This is a genomic window from Pseudoroseomonas cervicalis (assembly GCF_030818485.1).
Taxonomy (GTDB): domain Bacteria; phylum Pseudomonadota; class Alphaproteobacteria; order Acetobacterales; family Acetobacteraceae; genus Pseudoroseomonas; species Pseudoroseomonas cervicalis_A.
Window position 1 is genome coordinate 2,682,193 of the sequence record NZ_JAUTAJ010000004.1, and the last position, 18,698, is coordinate 2,700,890.

Here is an 18,698-nt window from a genome sequence, read left to right on the forward strand (position 1 = left end):
GACGCCAAACTGAAAAAAGTTTTTTGGTTCTTTTTTCCAAAAAAGAACCTTCTGAAAGACCTGTCTCTTGCACCTCCTCGTCCGCGAAACCCGCAGCCTGGACGATGCCGAGCAGGCCGAGGATCTCGGCCATGCCCCGGCGGACCTCGTGCTGCTGTCCTTCAGCGACGCGGATCTCGGCGCGGCGGCGATGGGCTGGTCGCGGCTCGCGGAACCACGGCCCACGCTGCGGCTGGCCAATCTCGGCCGGCTGCGGCACCCGATGTCGGTGGACCTCTATGCCGAGGACACGCTGGCGCGTTCCCGCTGCGTGGTGATCCGCCTGCTGGGCGGGCTGGAATACTGGCGCTACGGGGCGGAGGAGGTCGCGGCGCTCTGCCGGCGGGAGGGCATCCCGCTGGCGCTCCTGCCCGGCGACGGGCGCGACGATGCCCGGCTCGCCGAACTCTCCACCGTGCCGCCCGCCATGCATGCCCGCATGGACGCGCTGCTGGCCGAGGGCGGGCCGGACAATCTGGCCGCCGCCCTGCGCCTGGCCGCGCACTGGGCCGGGCTCGGCGCCGATGACGGCACTCCGCCCATCCCCCTGCTGCTCTGCGGCGAGCACGGGCTGGGCGCGGAGGAGGCCGACCCGCAGGCGGTGATCGTCTTCTACCGCTCCCACCTGCTCTCCGGCGACATCGCGCCGATGCTGGAGCTGGCCACGGCGCTGCGGGCACGCGGGCTGCGGGTGCGCGGGCTCCATGTCGCCAGCCTGAAGGAGCCGGGCTCCGCCGCGCTGGTGCGGGAGCGGCTCTCGGCCTGGCGCCCGGCGGTGGTGCTGAACGCCACCGCCTTCGCCGCGCGGCAGGAGGGGGAGTCGCCGCTGGAGGCCGCCGGCGCCCCCATTCTGCAGGTGATGCTCTCCGGCGCGGCGCGGGAGGCCTGGGCGGCCTCGCCGCGCGGGCTGTCGCAGAGCGACCTCGCCATGCAGGTGGCGCTGCCGGAGCTGGATGGGCGGCTGCTGACCGCCGCCATCGGCTTCAAGGCCCCGGCCGAGCCCCTGCCGGGGCTGGAGCAATCCCGCACCCTGCTGGCGCCCGATGCCAGCGGCATCGCGCTCGCCGCCGACCGGGCGCTGGGCTGGGCGCGGCTCGCCGCCACCCCGCGCGCCGGGCGGCGGGTGGCGGTGCTGCTCTCCGACTATCCGGCGATGGGCGGGCAGGAAGGCCATGCGGTGGGGCTGGACAGCTTTGAAAGCCTCGCCGCCCTGCTCGGCGATCTGGCTTCCGCCGGCTACGACACCGGCGGCGCGACCGTCACGGCCGAAACCCTGGCCCAGGCCCTGACACGCGGCGCCCCCACCCCGCTGCTGTCCCTGGAAGACTACCGGGCGGCCTTCGCCACCCTGCCCGAGGCGCTGCGCCAATCGGTCACCACCGCCTGGGGCGACCCGGAAGACGACCCCACCTGCCAGGACGGCGCCTTCCACGCCCGCCATCTGGAACTGGGAAAAATCCTGATGGCGGTGCAGCCGGATCGCGGCGGGGCGCTGGACCGCTCGGCCGCCTATCACGACCCGGACACGCCGCCGCGCCATGGCTACATCGCCTTCTACCTGGCGCTGCGGCGCGGGGCGGATGCGCTGCTGCATCTCGGCACGCATGGCACGCTGGAATGGCTGCCGGGCAAGGCGGTGGCGCTGTCGGAGGCCTGCGCGCCCCGCGCCCTGCTGGGCGGGCTGCCGGTGGCCTACCCCTTCATCGTCAACAACCCGGGCGAGGCCGCGGTCGCCAAGCGCCGCCTGGGGGCCGTCACCATCGGCCATCTGACGCCGCCGCTGAAATCCGCCGGCCATCACGGCGCCGCGGCCGAGTTGGAAAAGCTGATCGACGAATACGCCGCCGCCGACGGGCTGGACCGCCGCCGCACCGCCCTGCTGCGCCGCGCCATCCTGGACCGCGCCGGGGAGGCCGGGCTGCTCGAGGAAGGCCATATCCCGCGCGACATCCCGGAGGAGGAGGCGCTCTCCCGCCTCGATGCCTGGCTGTGCGACGTGAAGGAGCTGCAGATCCGCGACGGGCTGCACATCTTCGGCCGCCCGCCGGCGCCGGAGCGCCGCGCTTTGCTGCTGGAGAATCTGGCCCGCGCCACGCCCGGCTTCGACCCGGCGCGGCTGGATGCCTGCGCGGCGGCCGAGCGGGATGCGCTGCTGGCGGCGCTGGACGGGCGCTTTGTCCCCCCCGGCCCCGCCGGCGCGCCGACGCGTGGCCGCGCCGATGTGCTGCCCACCGGGCGGAACCTGTACAGCATCGACCCGCGCGGCGTGCCCACGCGCTCCGCCCTGGCCCTGGCCGAGAAGGCCGCCGACGACCTGCTGCGCCGCCACCGGCAGGAGCAGGGCGACTGGCCGCGCCATCTGATGCTCGACCTCTGGGGCAGCGCCACGCTGCGCACGGGGGGGGAGGATCTGGCGCTTGCTTTACTGTTGATGGGCGCGCGGCCGGTGTGGGACGCGGCCTCGGCCCGCGTCACGGGGGTCGAGATCATCCCGCTGGCGCTGCTGGACCGGCCGCGCGTCGATGTCACGCTGCGCATCTCCGGCCTGTTCCGCGACGCCTTCCCGGCGCAGATCGCGCTGTTCGACGAGGCGGTGCGCGCCATCGCCGCGCGGGACGAGGCGCCGGAATGGAACGCGCTGGCCGCCAGCGCGGCGGGGCTGGAGGGCGCCGCGCTGCGCCAGGCCACCGCCCGCATCTTCGGCGCCGCCCCCGGCGCCTATGGCACGGGGCTGGAGGAGATCCTGACCAAGGGCGCCTGGGCGCGGAGGGAGGATCTCGGCCATGCCTGGATCGCCGGCTCGGCCGCCGCCTATGGCCAGGGGCTGGAGGGCGTCGCGGCGCCCGAGGCGCTGCGCGACCGGCTGGCCCTGGCCGAGGCCTTCCTGCACAGCCAGGACCATGACGGCACCGACCTGCTGGACAGCCCCGAGGTCGCCGCCCATGCCGGCGGTTTCGCCGCCGCCGCCGCGCTGCTCGGCGCCAGCCCCGCCCTCTATCACGCCGACACCAGCCGCCCCGGCGAGCCGCGCCTGCGCAGCGTGGCGGAGGAGGTGGCGCGCGTGTTGCGCGGCCGCGCCGCCAACCCGGCCTGGATCGCCGGCATGATGCGCCATGGCCGCCGCGGCGCCGCCGAGATCGCCCGCGCGGTGGAGGCGCTGCACGGCTTCGCCGCCACCCTGCCCACCCGCTTCGACCGGCAGTTCGATTTGCTGCACGCGGCGACGCTGGGCGACGAGGCGGTCCTGTCCTTCCTGGCCGAGCACAATCCGGAGGCGCTGGCGGCGCTGCGGGCGCGCTTCGCCGAGGCCCGCGAGAGGGGGCTGTGGCATGCGCGGCGGAATGATGTTTAGTTTTCTCTCGTTCTTTTTTGAAAAAAAGAACCAAAAAACTTCTGTCAGTTTGGCGTCCCGCTGTGACGGGAGACGGCGGCAGCCTGAAAAAAGTCTTTTGCTTCTTTTCTTCAGAAAAGAAGATCTTCCTGAAAAGGCTCCCTTCTCATGTCATCCGTGAAGGGCTGGTGCCCCACCCTCCACGCCCCGATGGACACGGGCGATGGCGTGCTGCTGCGGGTGAAGCCCTTTGGCGGGCGGCTGAGCGTGGCGCAGGCGCGCGCCCTGGCGGCCATCGCCCCCGGCGCCATCGAGCTGACCAACCGTGCCAACCTGCAATTGCGCGGCGCCAGCGCGGAGGGCGCCCCGGCGCTGGCCCAGGCGCTGGTCGCCGCCGGGCTGGCCGATGCCGATCCGGGGCGGGAGGCGCGGCGCAACCTCATCGCCTCGCCGCTGCTGGGGGATGACCCGACGATCCCGGCTGCGGCGTTGGGCTGGCGGGATGCGCTGACCGGGGTGCTGGAGGAGGCGGGCACCCTGCCGGGCAAGTTCGGCCTGGTGCTGGAGGCCGGCGGCGTGCTGCCGCTGGCGGGGGTGGAGGGCGACATCACCCTGCGCCTGGCCGGCGATGGCACCGCCTGGCTGCGGCTGCAGGAGGCCCCCTGGCAGGCGCGCGGCGCCACGCCGGGGCAGGTCGCGGCGCTGGTGGAGGCGTTCCGCGCCAGCGGTGCCAGGCGCATGCGCGGCGCGGTGGCGCAGCTCGGCGCCGCCGCGCTGTTCGCCGCCGCCGGGCTGGTGCCGGAGGCTGCGCCCGCGGCTGCCGCATCCGCGCCGGAGGTGCTGGGCTTCCACCCCTATCCGGGCGGGGCGCGCGGCGCCTTCGGGCTGATGCCGGAATTCGGCGTGCTGGACGGGGCCGGGCTGCTCGCCCTGGCCGATCTGGCCGAGCGCTTCGGCGATGGCATGCTGCGCCTGACGCCCTGGCGCGCCGTGCTGCTCGGCGGTGTGACGCAGCCGGCGGCGCTGGCGGCGGCGGCCCTGGGCTGGGTCACCGACCCGGCCGATCCGCGCCGGCGCATCGTGGCCTGCCCCGGCTCGGAGGGCTGCGCCAGCGGCCTGGCCCCGGTGCGGCAGGATGCGCGGGCGCTGCTGGCGCAGGGCGCGGTGCCGGGGCGGGGCTTGCTGCATCTCTCGGGCTGCGCCAAAGGCTGCGCGCACCCCGCGCCGGCGGCGGCGGTGCTGGTGGCGGCGCCGGGGGGCTATGCCCTGCTGCGCCAGGCCCGCGCCGGCGACACGCCGCTGCGCAGCGGACTCACCCTCGCCGAGGCGGCGGCCGAACTGGAAAAAGAATGAGCGGCTACGACTACATCCGCGACGGCGCGGCGATCTATGAGAAATCCTTCGCCACCATCCGGGCGGAGGCCGATCTCACCGTCTTCTCCCCGGCCGAGGCGCGGGTGGCAGTGCGCGTCATCCATGCCTGCGGGCTGGTCGAGGTGGCGCGCCATATCCGCTTCGCCCCCGGCTTCACCCAGGCTGCGGAAAGCGCGCTGCGCGCCGGCGCGCCGGTGCTGTGCGACGCCAAGATGGTGGCGCAGGGCATCACCCGCCCGCGCCTGCCGGCGGCGAACGAGATCCTCTGCCTGCTGGACGATCCGCGCGTGCCCGATCATGCGCGCGCCATCGGCAACACCCGCTCCGCCGCCGCGCTGGATTTCTGGGGCGAAAGGCTGCGCGGCGCCGTCGTCGCCATCGGCAATGCGCCGACGGCGCTGTTCCACCTGCTGGAGCTGATCGATGCCGGCGCGCCGCCTCCCGCCGCCATCATCGGCCTGCCGGTGGGCTTCGTCGGCGCCGCCGAATCCAAGGCGGCGCTGGCGGCGTGGAACCGCGTGCCCTGGATGATCGTGGAAGGAAGGCAGGGCGGCAGCGCCATGGCGGTGGCCGCCGTCAACGCGCTGGCGATGGAGCGCGAATGAGCGGCGTGCTGCACATCGTGGGCGTGGGCCCCGGCGATCCGGAGCTGGTGACGCTGCGCGCCGCGCGCATCCTGGGCCGCGCGCCGTCCTATGCCTTCTTCGCCAAGCGCGGGCGGGCGGGCCATGCCGTCACCATCGCCACGCCGCATCTGAACCCGGCGGCCGAGGCGCTGCGCTTCGAATACCCCTACACCACCGAGCTCTCCGTCGAGGATGCGCGCTATGCCGGCGGCATGGGCGAATTCTACGACGAATGCGCCGAACGCCTGGCCGGGCGCCTCTCGGCCGGCGAGGAGGTGGCGCTGCTCTGCGAGGGGGATCCCTTCCTCTACGGCTCGGCCATGTATCTGTTCGACCGGCTGCGCGGGCGCTTCGCGGTGGAGGTGACGCCCGGCATCACCGCCATGTCGGGCTGCTGGTCGCGCGCCGCCGCGCCGATGGTGCATGGCGATGATGTTCTCTCGGTGCTGCCCGCCACCATGCCGGAGGCCGAGCTGGCCGAGGCGCTGCAGCGCTGCGACGCCGCCGTGGTGATGAAGCTCGGCCGCAACCTGCCCAAGCTGCGCGCGGTGCTGGAACACACCGGCCTGCTGCCGCGCGCCATCTATGCCGAGCGCGGCACCATGCCAGGCGAGGTGGTGATGAAGCTTGCCGAGCGGGATGACAGCCCGGCGCCGTATTTCGCGCTGGTGCTGATTCCGGGGCGGCAGGGTGTGAGATGACAGAAGAGAACATGTTCTTTTTTGAAAAAAAGAACCAAAAAACTTTTGTCAGTTTGGCGTCCCGCCTGGACGAGAGATGGCGGCAGCCTGAAAAAAGTCTTTTTGCTTCTTTTTCTTCAGAAAAAGAAGTTCTTCCATGAACTGGCTGAAGATCATTGGCTTAGGCCCCGGCGCCGAAGACCTCCGCACCCCCGAAGCGACGGCGGCGCTCGCCGAGGCCACCGACATCATCGGCTACGCCCCCTATGTCGCGCGGGTGCCGGCGCATCCCGGCCAGCGCCGCCACGCCACCGACAATCGGCAGGAGCTGGAGCGCGCGGCGCATGCGCTGGCGCTGGCGGCGTCCGGCGCGCGGGTGGCGGTGGTGTCCTCCGGTGATGCGGGCGTCTTCGCCATGGCCAGCGCGGTGTTCGAGGCGCTGGAACAGGGCCCGCCCGAATGGCGCGCGCTGGACATCGCCGTGCTGCCGGGGCTGTCGGCCATGTTCGCCGCCGCGGCGCGGCTGGGCGCGCCGCTCGGGCATGATTTCTGCGCCATCTCGCTCTCCGACAATCTCAAGCCGTGGGAGCTGGTGGAAAAGCGCCTGAATGCGGCGGCGGGGGCGGGCTTTGTCATCGCCCTCTACAACCCGATCTCCAAGGCCCGCCCCTGGCAGCTCGGCCGGGCGTTTGATCTGCTGCGGGCGATCCTGCCGGGCAGCGTGCCGGTGGCCATCGCCACCGCCATCAGCCGGCCGGAGGAGCGGCTGGCGCTGACCACGCTGGCGGAGGTGGTGCCGGAGGCCGCCGACATGCGCAGCCTGGTGCTGATCGGCACGGCGGAAAGCCGGCTGGTGGCGCGGGGCGAGGGGAAGCGTCCCTGGCTCTACGCGCCGCGCTCGGCGCGCCGGGCATGAAGCCAGGCGAGCGCATCCGCCGCATCCTCCACCACGGGCAGGCCGGGCGGCAGCGGCGGGCGGGCCAGCAGATGCACGGGCACGCCCAGCTCCCGCGCCGCCACCAGCTTGGCCGCCGTCGCGGCACCGCCGGAATTCTTGCTGGCGATGCGCTCGATGCCATGGCGGCGCAGCAAAGCGCGCTCCTCCTCCAGGGCGAAGGGGCCGGTGGCGGTCAGCACCTCGGCGCGCGGCGGCAGCAGGGCCGGGTCGGGCGGGTCGACGCTGCGGATGACGTAATGGTGCCAGGGCGCGGCGCGGAAGGCGGCCAGCTCCTTCTGGCCGATGGTCAGCAGCACGCGGCGCGGGGTGTCGCCCAGCGCGGCGGCCAGGGACGGCATGTCGGGGTGTTCCGTCCAATCGTCGCCCGCGCCGGGCATCCAGGCGGGGCGGTGCAGGCGCAGCAGCGGCGCGCCGGTGGCCCCGGCCGCCTGGGCGGCATTGGCGGTGATGCGCGCGGCGAAGGGGTGGGTGGCGTCCAGCAGCGCCTGGATGCGCTCGGCGCGCAGGTAGTCGGCCAGGCCCCCGGCGCCGCCGAAGCCGCCCAGCCGCGTCGGCAGGGGCAGCGGGCGCGGCGCGCGGGTGATTCCTGCCAAGGAAACCGTCACCTGGTATCGGTTATCCTCGGCCAAGGCACGGGCCAGGCCCGTGGCCTCGCCGGTTCCCCCCAGCAGCAGAACGCGCATAGTCCCTCGAGATGAACACTCCGTGGCTGACCATCCTGGGCATCGGCGAGGACGGCGTCGAGGGCCTCTCCCCCGCCGCCGCGACATTGCTGGCCGGGGCGGAGGCGGTGTTCGGCGCGGCGCGGCAGATCGCGCTGGCCGCGCCGCTGATCCGCGGCGAGCGCCACCCCTGGCCGAGCCCGATGCTGGAGGGAATCCCGGCGCTGCTCGCCCGGCGCGGGCGGCCGACCGTCGTGCTGGCCTCGGGCGACCCGTTCTGCTTCGGCATCGGCACCACGCTGGCGCGGCAGCTGGAGCCTGGGGAGTTCGTGACGCTGCCGGCGCCTTCCGCCTTCTCGCTGGCCGCGTCGCGGCTGGGCTGGGCGCTGCAGGATTGCGCCACGATTTCTTTCTGTGGGCGGCCGGTAGAGCGTCTGCTCCCGTTGCTTCAGCCGGGGGCGCGCATCCTGGCGCTGTCGGCCGATGCCTCGACGCCCGCGGAGGTGGCCGCGCTGCTGGAACGGCATGGCTTCGGCCCGACGCGGCTGCATCTGCTGGAGGCGCTGGGTGGCCCGCGCGAACGGGTCCGCGTCGCCGAGGCGCGCGGCTTTGCGCTGCGGCCCGATCCGCTGAACCTGCTGGCGCTGGAGGTGATGCCGGGTCCGGGCGCGCGCATCCTGCCGCTGGCGGCGGGGCTGGATGAGAGCCTGTTCGAGCATGACGGGCAGATCACCAAGCGCGAGGTCCGGGCGGTGACGCTGGCGGCGCTGGCGCCGCGGCAGGGCGAGCTGCTGTGGGATGTGGGGTGTGGCAGCGGCTCGGTCGCCATCGAATGGCTGCTGCGGCACCCGGCGAACCGCGCCATCGGGCTGGAGCCGAAGCCGGACCGGCTGGCCCGCGCCGCGCGCAATGCCGCGCAGTTCGGCGTGCCGGGGCTGGAGCTGGTCGAGGCCGCCGCGCCGCAGGGGTTCGAGGGGTTGCCGCAGCCGGATGCCATCTTCCTGGGCGGCGGCGCCAGCCGGCCTGGGGTGCTGGAGGCGGCCTGGGCCGCGCTGCGCCCGGGCGGCCGCCTGGTGGCCAATGCCGTCACGGTGGAGACCGAGATGGTGCTGCTGTCGGCCTTCGGCCGCTGGGGCGGGGAGCTGACGCGGATCGGCGTCGAGCGGCTGGACCGGGTGGGCGGCTTCCACGGCTACCGCCCCGCGATGACGGTCGTCCAATACGCCGTTGCCAAACCGATGGCGGGGTCTGGGGAGACCCTGTCTCCCCAGCGGGGTCCAGGGGCAGCGCCCCTGGCCACGGCCGGTCTTGGCTTGCGCCCCTCTGCCACCGGCCCTGATCTCGTCGCGCTGATCCGCCGCGCCGAGGAATTGTCGGGCCATCGCGTCGCCCGCCTCGCCGCCCCCGCCTTCCGCGAGGGCGCCGAGGCCTTGTCCTTCGCCGCCGACAGCCTCGGCCTTCCCGTGGTGTTCATCGACCGCGACGCGCTGCTGGCGGTCCAGGGCCGCTGCCCCTCGCGCTCCGAGGCCTCGCTGCGCGCCACCGGCATCGCCTCGGTGGCGGAGGGCTGCGCGCTGGCGCAGGGCGGGCGGCTGGTGCTGGCGCGCATCGATGGCAGCGGGGTCAGCTGCGCCCTTTCGACGGAGTCCGAGACATGACCGTGCATTTCATCGGCGCCGGGCCGGGGGCGGCGGACCTCATCACGCTGCGCGGGCGCGATCTTCTGGCCGCCTGCCCGGTCTGCCTCTATGCCGGCTCCATCGTGCCGCCGGCGCTGCTGGCGCATTGCCCGCCGGGGGCGCGGCTGGTGGACACCGCGCCGCTCGACCTCGACGCGATCGAGGCCGAATACCTCCGCGCCCATGCGGCGGGGCAGGATGTGGCGCGGCTGCATTCCGGCGACCTCTCGGTCTGGTCCGCCATGGGCGAGCAGATCCGCCGGCTGGAACGCCACGGCATTCCCTACACCGTCACCCCCGGCGTGCCCGCCTTCGCCGCCGCCGCCGCGACGCTGGGGCGGGAGCTGACCATCCCCTCCGTGGCGCAGAGCCTGGTGCTGACGCGGGTCTCCGGCCGCGCCTCCCCCATGCCGGGGGGCGAGACGCTGGAGGGCTTCGGCGCCACCGGCGCGACCCTGGCGCTGCATCTGGCGATCCACGCTTTGCCGCAGATCGTGCAGCGCCTGGCGCCGCTCTATGGCGAGGACTGCCCCGTGGCGGTGGTGGTGCGCGCCTCCTGGCCGGAGGAACGCGTGGTGCGCGCGACGCTCGGCCGCATCGAGGCGGAGATGGCGAAGGAGCCCGCCGAACGGACGGCGATCATCTTCGTGGGGCCAGGTCTTCGCGAAGCGCAAACGGAAAGCGCTTTATATTCTACTGAATATCAGAGAAGATTCAGATAGTAATCTTCTTTTTCTGAAGAAAAAGAAGCAAAAAGACTTTTTCAGGCTGCCGCCGTCTCCCGGCACAGCGGGACGCCAAACTGCCAAAAGTTTTTTGGTTCTTTTTTTCAAAAAAGAACCCTTTACTGACTGACCGCCAGCAGCGCCCCATCCCGCCCGAACAGCGCCACATCCACCGCCACCGGCGCACCCTCCACCACGGCGGCGGCCACCGCCCGCGCCCGGTCCGCCACCGCCTGGGGCAGCGCCACCCCCTCGGCCTCGGCCAGGCGGAACGCCTCCAGCGCGGTGTTGGCGCCGGCGATGCGCGCTTCCAGCGCCGCGCTCCCACCTGCCTCCCGCGCCAGCGCCGCCAGCGCCGGCAGATCCACCCCGCCGCGGCGCGAATGCAAATCCAGCCGCCCCTGGGCCAGCTTGGTCAGCTTGGCGAGGCCCCCCGCCACCGTCACCCGCGCCACCGGATGGGCGCGCAGGTATTTCAGCATGCCGCCGACGAAATCGCCCATGTCGATCAGCGCCTGCTCCGGCAGGGCGTGCAGCCGGCGCACGGCGTCTTCCGAGGTGCTGCCGGTGGCGCCCGCCACATGGCGCAGCCCCGCCGCCCGCGCCACATCCACCCCGCGATGGATCGAATGGATCCAGGCGGCGCAGGAATAGGGCACCACCACCCCCGTCGTCCCCAGCACCGACAGCCCGCCCAGAATGCCCAGGCGCGGATTCATGGTCTTCTGCGCCAGCGCCTCGCCGCCGGGGATCGAGATCTCGACCTGCGCATCCGCCTCCGCCCCCGCCACCTCGGCCAAAGCGGCGCAGATCATGGCGCGCGGCACCGGGTTGATGGCGGGCTCGCCCGGCGGCAGCGGCAGGCCGGGGAGCGTCACGGTACCCACCCCCTCCCCGGCCGCGAACACCACGCCGGAGCCCGGCGGGAGCAAACGCACCGTGGCGCGGATCAGCGCGCCATGGGTGACATCCGGGTCGTCGCCGGCGTCCTTGACCACCCCCGCACGCGCCGCGCCGTCCAACTGAAAAAAAGATTCGGCCAGGGCGAAGGCCGGGCGCTCGCCGCGCGGCAAGGTGATGGTGACCGGGTCGGGGAAGGCGCCATCGCGCAGCGCGGCATAGGCGGCCTTGGCCGCCGCCGTGGCACAGGCGCCGGTGGTCCAGCCCCGGCGCAGCGGAGGGTCTTCCTGCGGCACGCCGCCAGCTTTATCCCCCACCCCCGCCCCTGTCATCCGGAGCACGCGGCATGACCCGATTAGAGCATCTCGCCGCCCTGCTGGGGGAGGCCCCGCCCGAACTCCGCCCCGGCCAGGTCTGGCTGGTCGGCGCCGGGCCGGGCGACCCGGCGAAGCTGACGCTGGAGGCGCTGGCCGGCCTCGCCCAGGCCGAGCTGCTGGTGCATGACGAGCTGGTGGACCCGCGCATCCTGGCCCTGGCGCCCGAGGGCGCGGAGCGGCGCTTCATGGGCAAGCGCGGTGGCCAGCCCTCGGCGAAGCAGGCCGATATCATCGCGGCGCTGGTGGCCGGCGCGCGGGAGGGGAAGCGCGTGGTGCGGCTGAAGGGCGGCGACCCTTACGTGTTCGGCCGCGGCGCGGAGGAGGCGATGGCGCTGGCCGAGGCCGGCATCCCCTGCCGCGTGGTGCCCGGGCTGACGGCGGGGCTGGCCGGGCTGGCGGCGGCCGGCATCCCGGCCACGCTGCGCGGCGCCGCCCAGGCGGTGACGCTGGCCACCGCCCATGCGCCCGATGGCGCCCCGGATGCGCTGGACTGGGCGGCGCTGGCGCGGCTCGGCCAGCCCCTGGTGCTCTACATGGCGATGCGGCGGCTGGAGGCGATCGCCGAGTCGCTGCTGGCGGCGGGCATGCCGCCCGGCACACCGGCCGCCGTGGTCCGCGCCGCGACGACGCCAGAGCAGCAGGTGCTGGAGACGACACTGGCAGACATGCCCGGCGCGGTGCGGGCGGCGGGGCTCGCCGGCCCGGCGGTGGTGGTGCTGGGCGCGGTGGTGCGCGCCCGCGCCCTGCTGGCCCCCGGCGCGGCGTGAGCGCATGAAAAAGGCCCGGGGGACAGGGTCCCCCGGGCCGGTCCGTGGCGTCGCCGCCAATCTCAGCGATTGGTGTTGCTGCGGCGGGTGTTGGTGTTGCCGCTGCTGCGCGGGCTGGTGTTCGAGGTCGCCGGCGGCGCGGTGACGCGCGGCGTCACCACCGGGGCGGCGGCGGCCGGGGCGGCGGCCGGCGTCGCGGCCGGCGCGGCCACCGCCTGCACCGTCACGTTCAGCTTCACCGAGGTGGAGCCGGGCAGCAGCCGCACCGTGAAGCTGTCGGTGCCCACGAAGCCCGGATCCGGGATGTAGTCGATGCGGGTGTAATCCCCCACGCTCTGCACCCGGGCCCGGCCATTGGCGGGGCGCGCCGTCAGCAGGCCGGCATCGAAGGGCTCCGGCCCCGGCTTGGCGACATTGGCGCCGCACCAGCCGCCATCATTGCCGATGGTCATGGCGATTTCGGTCTGCTGGCCGTCGGTCAGCCGCGGCTGGTCGTTCGGCACGGTGCAGAGCGCGGCCTTGCCCTGCAGGTCCACGGCGTAGACCGGCAGGCGGGAGGCCGTCACGGCCGCCGGACCAGGCGGCTTGGCGCAGGCGGCGAGCAGGGCAGGCAGGGCGAGCACCGCCCAGAGCGTAGCCGAACGCATCAACGGGCCGCCCGGCGGGTCGCGTTGGCGCGCGCCTGGGTGGTCGAGCGCGCCGGCGTCGCGGCGGCGGCCGAGGCGCTGGTCGTGCAATTGCCCAGCGTCGCCGGCAGCAGGTCCTTCGAGGCGGCGTAGGAGGCCAGCTCGGCGGCGGAGGGCAGCGCCATCACCTCGCGGAACAGCCGCGCATTGCGGGCGCAGAAATCGGCGCCGATGCGGTTGGCTTCCTGCGACCGGGCATTCGCCAGGTTGGTGATGAAGGCGTCATTGGCACGCCGGCCGGCGTTGCGGTCGCGGCCGGTGAAGTGCTGGATCACCGCCATGTCGTTGCGGCTGAGGTCGCTCCGGTAACGCTCGATGAAGGCGTTGTAGGCGTCCTCGGTGTCGCAATTGGTGGCGACGACCATCAGCTCCGTCTTCAGCGCCGACAGCTCGAACATCTTCTGCTGCTCTTCGCTGGCGCAGCGGAACGGCGCGGCCATGGCGGCAGAGGAGGCGAACACGGTGCTGAGCGCCAGCAGCCCGGCCAGGCCCTGGCGGCACAGGCGGCGGCCCCCGGCTGGACGTGGCGGCCTGATGCAGTTTCGAAAGCGGGTGGCGCTGGACCATGCCCCTTTCCTCTCCGTTCTTGATGCTGCGCGCGATTGCGGCGGCGGACTGGGACAATTGAAAGGCGAAGCGACGGGGCCGTGGCCACCACCCCCACGCCCTCGCGGGGCGGGGTCGGGGCCGGCCGGCCCAGCGTTCGCATACCGTGACAGGCCAGGGCTGGGCAAGGGCGAGAAACAGGAATCTGGCCGTTTACGCTTACAAGAAATCAACTTGTTACACCGAATAGCTACGGTGCCGTCTGCACTTCACCCCGGGGCGGGGGCCGGCCGCGCCCCACCGCCCTGGCGCGCGGCGCCCCCGGTGCTAAACCCTGGCCGCGAGGCGGCGGGAGAGGCAGGCATGCGGGGGCTGGTGATCGCAGCGCCGCGCTCGGGCGCGGGGAAGAGCACGCTGACCATGGCGCTGCTGGCCGGCTTCCGCCGGCGCGGCCTGGCGGTGGGCGGCGCCAAATCCGGCCCCGACTATATCGACCCCGCCTTCCACGAGGCCGCCTGCGGCCGCCCCAGCCCCAATCTCGACAGCTGGGCGATGCGCCCCGCCCTGCTCGACTCGGTCGCCGCCCGCGCCGCCGCGGGGCTCGACCTGCTGCTGGTCGAATCCGCCATGGGGCTGTTCGACGGCGCGGGCGAGGCGCCGGGCCGCCAGGGCAGCGCCGCCGACCTCGCCGCCCGCTTCGGCCTGCCGGTGCTGCTGCTGCTCGACGTCTCCGGCCAGTCGCAATCGGCCGGCGCGGTGGCGCGTGGCTTCGCCACCCACCATCCCGGGGTGCGGCTGGCGGGGGTGGTGCTGAACCGCGTCGCCAGCCCGCGCCACCGCGCCGGCGCCGCCGGCGCCATCGCCGCCGCCGGCCTGCCGGTCTGGGGCGCGCTGCCGCGCGAGCCCGGCATCGCCCTGCCGGAGCGGCATCTGGGCCTGGTGCAGGCGCGCGAGCAGGGCGACCTGCCGGCCCTGCTGGACCGCCTGGCCGCGCTGGCCGAGGCCGAGCTGGACCTCGACGCCATCGCCGCCGCCGCCGAGCCCCTGCCCGCGCTCGCCGCCGGCGCCGCCCCGCCGCTGCCGCCGCCGGGCCAGCGCATCGCCATCGCGCAGGACGATGCTTTTTCCTTCCTCTACCCGCATGTGGTGGCGGGCTGGCGGCAGGCGGGGGCCGAGCTGCTGCCCTTCTCGCCGCTGGCCGACCAGGCGCCGGACGACTCGGCCGATGCCTGCTGGCTGCCCGGCGGCTATCCCGAATTGCAGGCCGGCCGGCTGGCCGCCGCCACACGCTTCCTGGCCGGGCTGCGCCGCTTCGCCGAAACCCGGCCCGTGCATGGCGAATGCGGCGGCTACATGCTGCTGGGCCAGGGGCTGGAGGATGCCGGCGGCAGGCGCCACGCCATGGCCGGGCTGCTCGGCCACGCCACCAGCTTCGCCCGCCGCCGCATGACGCTCGGCTACCGCGCCGCGCGGCTGCTGGCGGACGGCCCGCTGGGGCGCGCCGGCAGCTTGCTGCGCGGCCATGAATTCCACTACGCGACCGTCACCGAGGCCGGGCAGGACGCCCCCTTCGCCAGCCTGGAGGACGCCGCCGGCCGGCCGATCGGCGAGGGCGGCGGGCGGCGCGGCCTGGTCTCCGGCAGCTTCTTCCACGCCATCGCCACCGAGGAGGAGGCGCGCCCGTGACCCTGCCCGCCCTGCCCCAGGATCTTTCCACGCCCTTCGCCAGCCTGGAAGCGCTGCGCGCCGCGGCGCTGGCCCCGCCGCCCGGCGATGCGGCGGCCGATGCCGCCATCGCCGCCCGCCAGGCCCGCCTGACCAAGCCGCCCGGCAGCCTCGGCCGGCTGGAGGCGCTGGCCGGCTGGCTCGGCCGCTGGCAGGGCCGCGCCATGCCGCGGCTGGAGCGGGTGCAGGTGCTGGTCTTCGCCGGCAATCACGGGGTGGCGTCGCGCGGCGTCTCGCCCTACCCGGCCGCGGTCACGGCGCAGATGGTGGCGAATTTCACCGCCGGCGGCGCCGCCATCAACCAGCTCTGCCGCGCCGCCGGCGCCGATCTGCGCGTGGTGCCGCTGCGGCTGGACCAGCCCACCGCCGATTTCACCGAAGCCCCGGCGCTGACCGGGGCCGAATTCCTCGCCGCCCTGCGCCAGGGCGCCGCCGCGCTGGCGCCGGACACCGACCTGCTGGCGCTGGGCGAGATGGGCATCGCCAACACCACCGCCGGCGCCGCCCTGGCCGCCGCCCTGTTCGGTGGTGGTGGCGACTGGGCCGGGCGCGGCACGGGCATCGATGATGCGGGGCTCGCCCGCAAGCAGGCGGTGATCGAGGCCGGCCTCGCCTGCCATCGCGCGGCGCTCTCAGACCCGCTGGAGGTGGCGCGCCGCCTGGGCGGGCATGAGCTGGCGGCGATGCTGGGCGCGGCGCTCGCCGCCCGGCTGCGCGGCGTGCCGGTGCTGCTGGACGGCTTCACCAGCTGCGCCGCCGTGGCGCCGCTGGCGCGCCTGGCCCCCGGCGGGCTGGACCATGCCGAGGTGGGCCATTGCTCGGCCGAGGCGGGGCACCGCCGGCTGCTGGCGGCTCTGGGCAAGGCGCCGCTGCTCGATCTCGGCATGCGGCTGGGCGAGGCCTCGGGCGCCGCGCTCGCCATCCCGCTGCTGCGGGCGGCGCTGGCCTGCCACAGCGGCATGGCGAGCTTCGAGGAAGCCGGCATCGCCGGCCCCGCCTGATGCTGCGCGCCCGGCTGGAGGAGCTCTGCGCCGCGCTCGGCCTGCTGACGCGCCTGCCGTTGGGCCGCCTGCCCTTCCCCGCCGAGCCCCAGGGTCATGCCCGCGCCGTCTGGGCCTATCCGCTGGTGGGCGGCGCGCTGGGCGCGTTCTGCGGCGCGGTGCAGTGGGCGCTGGTGGCGGCCGGGATGCCGCCGGCGCTGGCCGCGCCCTGGGCCATCGCCGTGCTGCTGCTGGCCTCCGGCGCGCTGCATGAGGACGGGCTGGCCGACACCGCCGACGGCTTCGGCGGCGGCCGCGGCGCGGAGCGCAAGCTGGCCATCATGCGCGACAGCCGCATCGGCAGCTTCGGCGCCCTGGCGCTGATGCTGGCGCTCGCCACGCGCGGCCTGGGCCTGGCCGGGGCGGAACATCCGGTGGCGCTGATGGCCGGCGCCGGCGCGCTGGGCCGCGCGGCGATGCTGCTGCCGCTCGGCCTGCTGCCGCCGGCGCGCACCGATGGGCTGGCGGCGGGGCTGGGCAAGCCGCCACGCGCGGCGCTGCTGGCGGGAACCGCCCTGGGCTTGGTCATCGGAGCCGCGCTGCTGCCGCCCGCAGCCATCCTGGCCGCCCTGGCCATGGGCGGCGGCATGAGCTGGCTGGCGCGGAAACAAATCGGCGGGCACACCGGGGATGTCCTGGGCGCCACCGCCCTGGTGGCCGAGTGCGCGGCGATCAGCCTCGGCCAGGGGGCGCTGCCCCCTGGACCCCCGCCGGGGGGATAGGATCCCCCCGGACCCCGCCTTCGGTGCGGAAACGCAGGACCAGAGCGTGGGGCTGCGGGGTCTCGGTGGCGCCAGAGGGCACGGTGGCGCGCCAGAACGGCAGGGCCGTGGGCAGGGCGGCCACCTCCCACTGGCCGGGCAGGGCAGCAAACAGCCAGCGCGCGGCCCAGCGCCCCAGCCCGGAGCGACGATGCGCGGGCGCCACGTAGAATTCGGCCATGGCGTGGTCGAGCGGCAGGCCGAGGCAGGACCAGCGATTGACCAGGGCGAAGCCCGCCACCGCCCTGCCCTCGCACAGCAGGAAGGGCAGCCGCCCCGCCTCCGCCCAGTAGCTGTCGAGCCAGGGATCATCGGGCGGCTCGCCCATTTCGGTTCTGTACCGCGCCAGCATGTCCTGCAGCAGCGCCCTGTCCGCAGGCGCGGCCACGGATGGCGGGGTCCGGGGGGACCCTGTCCCCCCGGCGGAGGGGTCTGGGGAGGCGGAGCCTCCCCAGAAGCCGTCAGACCGCCGCTTCGGCAAAGATCTTCGACACATCGCCGCCCCAGGCCTCGCGGTAGCGGCGCAGCCAGTGGTCCGCCTGGGTTTCGCCCGAGTCGAGGATGGCGTCGAGCGGGTCGAGATGGCGTTCCTCGCCCAGGCCGCGCGCCTTCAGCCCGTCGCGGGCGATGGCCACGACGTCGCGGCCGAGGTCCCGCAGGGTGCGGCCCTGGAAGTCGGTGGTCAGCCCGCCTTCGGGCGCGGCGATGCGCAGCGCCTGCAGGCTGGCCACCGGCCAGGGGCGGACCAGGGCGGCGGCGGCCTTCTGCGCCGAATCGTCATAGAGCAGCCCGGTCCAGAAGGCCGAGAGCGCGACCATCATCGCCGGGCTGCCGGCATCGGCGCCGCGCATCTCCAGGAAGCGCTTCAGGCGGACATCGGTGAAGACGGTGGTGACGTGGTCGGCCCAGTCGCCCATCGTCGCCTCGATGCCCGGATGGCCGGGCAGGCCGCGCGCCATGAACTGGCGGAAGGTCGAGCCGGTGGCGTCGATCCAGGCGCCGTCGCGCATGATGAAATACATCGGCACGTCGAGCACATGCTGGGCGAAGCGCTCGAAGCCGAAGCCCTCCTCGAAGGCGACGGGGGGGATGCCGGTGCGGTCCGGGTCGGTCTCGGTCCAGACGCGGCCGCGCAAGCTGCGCAGCCCGTTCGGCCGGCCCTCGCGGAAGGGGGAATTGGCGAAGAGGGCGGTGGCCAGCGGCTGCAGGGCGAGGGAGACGCGCAGCTTCTCGACCATGTCGGCCTCGTCGCCGAAATCGAGGTTCACCTGCACGGTGCAGGTGCGCAGCATCATGTCGAGGCCCATGGCGCCGACGCGCGGCATGTATTGCCGCATGATGGCGTAGCGGCCCTTCGGCATCCAGGGCATCGCCTCGCGCGTCGCCAGCGGGTGGAAGCCGAGCGGCGCGAAGCCGAGGCCCAGCGCGCCGGCGACCGCGCGGGTCTCCTCCAGATGCGCCGCCAGCTCGGCTTCGGTGCCGTGCAGATCGGGCAGCGGCGCGCCGGAGAGCTCGAACTGCCCGCCCGGCTCCAGGCTGATCGAGGCGCCGCCCTGCTTCAGCCCGATCGGGTTGCCGCGGTCCAGGATCGGCTCCCAGCCGCGCGCGGCCAGGCCCTCCAGCAGGGCGCGGATGCCGCCCGGCTCATAGGGTGGCGGCAGGAGGTCGGCGTGGCGGAAGCCGAATTTCTCGTGCTCGGTGCCGATACGCCAATCGGCGCGGGGCTTGCTGCCCTGCGCGAACCACTCGGCCAGTTGCCGCACGGAATGGATCGGCGTGAGATCGGCCTCGCCGGGATTCGACATGGTCACCTTCCGTGCGC

Annotated in this window: 18 protein-coding genes and 1 pseudogene; 13 read left to right on the forward strand and 6 right to left on the reverse strand. The window is 74.3% G+C overall.

Going from position 1 to position 18,698, the window contains the following annotated elements; genetic code table 11:
- Positions 1–67 precede the first annotated feature (67 nt).
- The 6 genes from cobN to cobJ all read left to right on the forward strand — a co-directional run bounded on the left by cobN (position 68) and on the right by cobJ (position 6,966).
- A complete protein-coding gene (cobN, locus tag QE401_RS16380) occupies positions 68–3,391 on the forward strand; it encodes a cobaltochelatase subunit CobN (protein WP_307139214.1) in 3,324 nt (1,107 codons plus the stop codon).
- A 147-nt stretch (positions 3,392–3,538) separates the two neighbouring features.
- Positions 3,539–4,723: a precorrin-3B synthase gene (gene cobG, locus QE401_RS16385; RefSeq protein ID WP_307139215.1), complete on the forward strand. Its 1,185-nt coding sequence runs from the start codon at positions 3,539–3,541 to the stop codon at positions 4,721–4,723.
- The gene (locus QE401_RS16390) at positions 4,720–5,349 is read left to right on the forward strand and encodes a precorrin-8X methylmutase (RefSeq protein WP_307139216.1); all 630 of its coding nucleotides are present in this window, start codon (positions 4,720–4,722) and stop codon (positions 5,347–5,349) included. Before cobG ends, QE401_RS16390 begins: the two co-directional genes overlap by 4 nt.
- Positions 5,346–6,071: a precorrin-2 C(20)-methyltransferase gene (locus QE401_RS16395; RefSeq protein ID WP_307139217.1), complete on the forward strand. Its 726-nt coding sequence runs from the start codon at positions 5,346–5,348 to the stop codon at positions 6,069–6,071. The genes QE401_RS16390 and QE401_RS16395 overlap by 4 nt, the downstream gene beginning before the upstream one ends.
- On the forward strand, positions 6,068–6,211 hold the full coding sequence (locus QE401_RS16400; RefSeq protein ID WP_307139218.1) for a hypothetical protein: 144 nt from the start codon (positions 6,068–6,070) through the stop codon (positions 6,209–6,211). Before QE401_RS16395 ends, QE401_RS16400 begins: the two co-directional genes overlap by 4 nt.
- Positions 6,208–6,966: a precorrin-3B C(17)-methyltransferase gene (gene cobJ, locus QE401_RS16405; protein ID WP_307139219.1), complete on the forward strand. Its 759-nt coding sequence runs from the start codon at positions 6,208–6,210 to the stop codon at positions 6,964–6,966. Before QE401_RS16400 ends, cobJ begins: the two co-directional genes overlap by 4 nt.
- On the opposite strand, the gene QE401_RS16410 is transcribed toward cobJ, so the two are convergent.
- The gene (locus QE401_RS16410; RefSeq protein ID WP_307139220.1) at positions 6,936–7,691 is read right to left on the reverse strand and encodes a cobalt-precorrin-6A reductase; all 756 of its coding nucleotides are present in this window, start codon (positions 7,689–7,691) and stop codon (positions 6,936–6,938) included. The genes cobJ and QE401_RS16410 overlap by 31 nt on opposite strands.
- A gap of 11 nt (positions 7,692–7,702) precedes the next feature.
- On the opposite strand from QE401_RS16410, the pseudogene cbiE reads away from it, so the two are divergent.
- The 3 genes and pseudogenes from cbiE to cobM all read left to right on the forward strand — a co-directional run.
- Positions 7,703–8,917: pseudogene (gene cbiE / locus QE401_RS16415) on the forward strand (precorrin-6y C5,15-methyltransferase (decarboxylating) subunit CbiE); the annotation flags it as partial.
- Positions 8,909–9,328 (forward strand): cobalamin biosynthesis protein, encoded by a 420-nt coding sequence (locus QE401_RS16420; RefSeq protein WP_307140263.1) that lies wholly within the window; start codon positions 8,909–8,911, stop codon positions 9,326–9,328. The pseudogene cbiE and the gene QE401_RS16420, both read left to right, overlap by 9 nt.
- A complete protein-coding gene (gene cobM, locus QE401_RS16425; RefSeq protein WP_307139221.1) occupies positions 9,325–10,071 on the forward strand; it encodes a precorrin-4 C(11)-methyltransferase in 747 nt (248 codons plus the stop codon). Before QE401_RS16420 ends, cobM begins: the two co-directional genes overlap by 4 nt.
- A gap of 122 nt (positions 10,072–10,193) precedes the next feature.
- Here cobM and QE401_RS16430 read toward each other — a convergent pair whose 3' ends face one another.
- Complete coding sequence (locus QE401_RS16430; protein WP_307140264.1) at positions 10,194–11,306, reverse strand: cobalt-precorrin-5B (C(1))-methyltransferase; 1,113 nt, start codon at positions 11,304–11,306, stop codon at positions 10,194–10,196.
- 14 nt (positions 11,307–11,320) lie between these two features.
- Here QE401_RS16430 and cobA point away from each other — a divergent pair, with 14 nt between their 5' ends.
- On the forward strand, positions 11,321–12,118 hold the full coding sequence (gene cobA / locus QE401_RS16435; protein WP_307139222.1) for a uroporphyrinogen-III C-methyltransferase: 798 nt from the start codon (positions 11,321–11,323) through the stop codon (positions 12,116–12,118).
- A gap of 62 nt (positions 12,119–12,180) precedes the next feature.
- Here cobA and QE401_RS16440 read toward each other — a convergent pair whose 3' ends face one another.
- Both QE401_RS16440 and QE401_RS16445 read right to left on the reverse strand, forming a co-directional pair.
- Positions 12,181–12,765: a hypothetical protein gene (locus QE401_RS16440; protein ID WP_307139223.1), complete on the reverse strand. Its 585-nt coding sequence runs from the start codon at positions 12,763–12,765 to the stop codon at positions 12,181–12,183.
- Positions 12,765–13,265 (reverse strand): hypothetical protein, encoded by a 501-nt coding sequence (locus tag QE401_RS16445; RefSeq protein ID WP_307139224.1) that lies wholly within the window; start codon positions 13,263–13,265, stop codon positions 12,765–12,767. The genes QE401_RS16440 and QE401_RS16445 overlap by 1 nt, the downstream gene beginning before the upstream one ends.
- Before the next feature lie 448 nt (positions 13,266–13,713).
- Between QE401_RS16445 and QE401_RS16450 the strand changes: the two genes are divergently transcribed.
- From QE401_RS16450 to QE401_RS16460, 3 genes are read left to right on the forward strand one after another with little or no spacing between them, the layout of a single operon-like run.
- Complete coding sequence (locus QE401_RS16450) at positions 13,714–15,036, forward strand: cobyrinic acid a,c-diamide synthase CobB (RefSeq protein WP_307139225.1); 1,323 nt, start codon at positions 13,714–13,716, stop codon at positions 15,034–15,036.
- A 2-nt stretch (positions 15,037–15,038) separates the two neighbouring features.
- Positions 15,039–16,076, forward strand: coding sequence for a nicotinate-nucleotide--dimethylbenzimidazole phosphoribosyltransferase (gene cobT, locus QE401_RS16455; RefSeq protein WP_307140265.1), 1,038 nt, complete (start codon positions 15,039–15,041; stop codon positions 16,074–16,076).
- Complete coding sequence (locus QE401_RS16460) at positions 16,076–16,837, forward strand: adenosylcobinamide-GDP ribazoletransferase (protein ID WP_307139226.1); 762 nt, start codon at positions 16,076–16,078, stop codon at positions 16,835–16,837. The genes cobT and QE401_RS16460 overlap by 1 nt, the downstream gene beginning before the upstream one ends.
- On the opposite strand, the gene QE401_RS16465 is transcribed toward QE401_RS16460, so the two are convergent.
- Both QE401_RS16465 and QE401_RS16470 read right to left on the reverse strand, forming a co-directional pair.
- Positions 16,788–17,264, reverse strand: coding sequence for a GNAT family N-acetyltransferase (locus QE401_RS16465; RefSeq protein ID WP_307139227.1), 477 nt, complete (start codon positions 17,262–17,264; stop codon positions 16,788–16,790). The genes QE401_RS16460 and QE401_RS16465 overlap by 50 nt on opposite strands.
- 73 nt (positions 17,265–17,337) lie before the next feature.
- Positions 17,338–18,681 carry a glutamate--cysteine ligase gene (locus QE401_RS16470; protein WP_307139228.1) on the reverse strand — a complete coding sequence of 448 codons (1,344 nt, stop codon included), beginning with the start codon at positions 18,679–18,681 and terminating at the stop codon, positions 17,338–17,340.
- Positions 18,682–18,698: the final 17 nt, after the last annotated feature.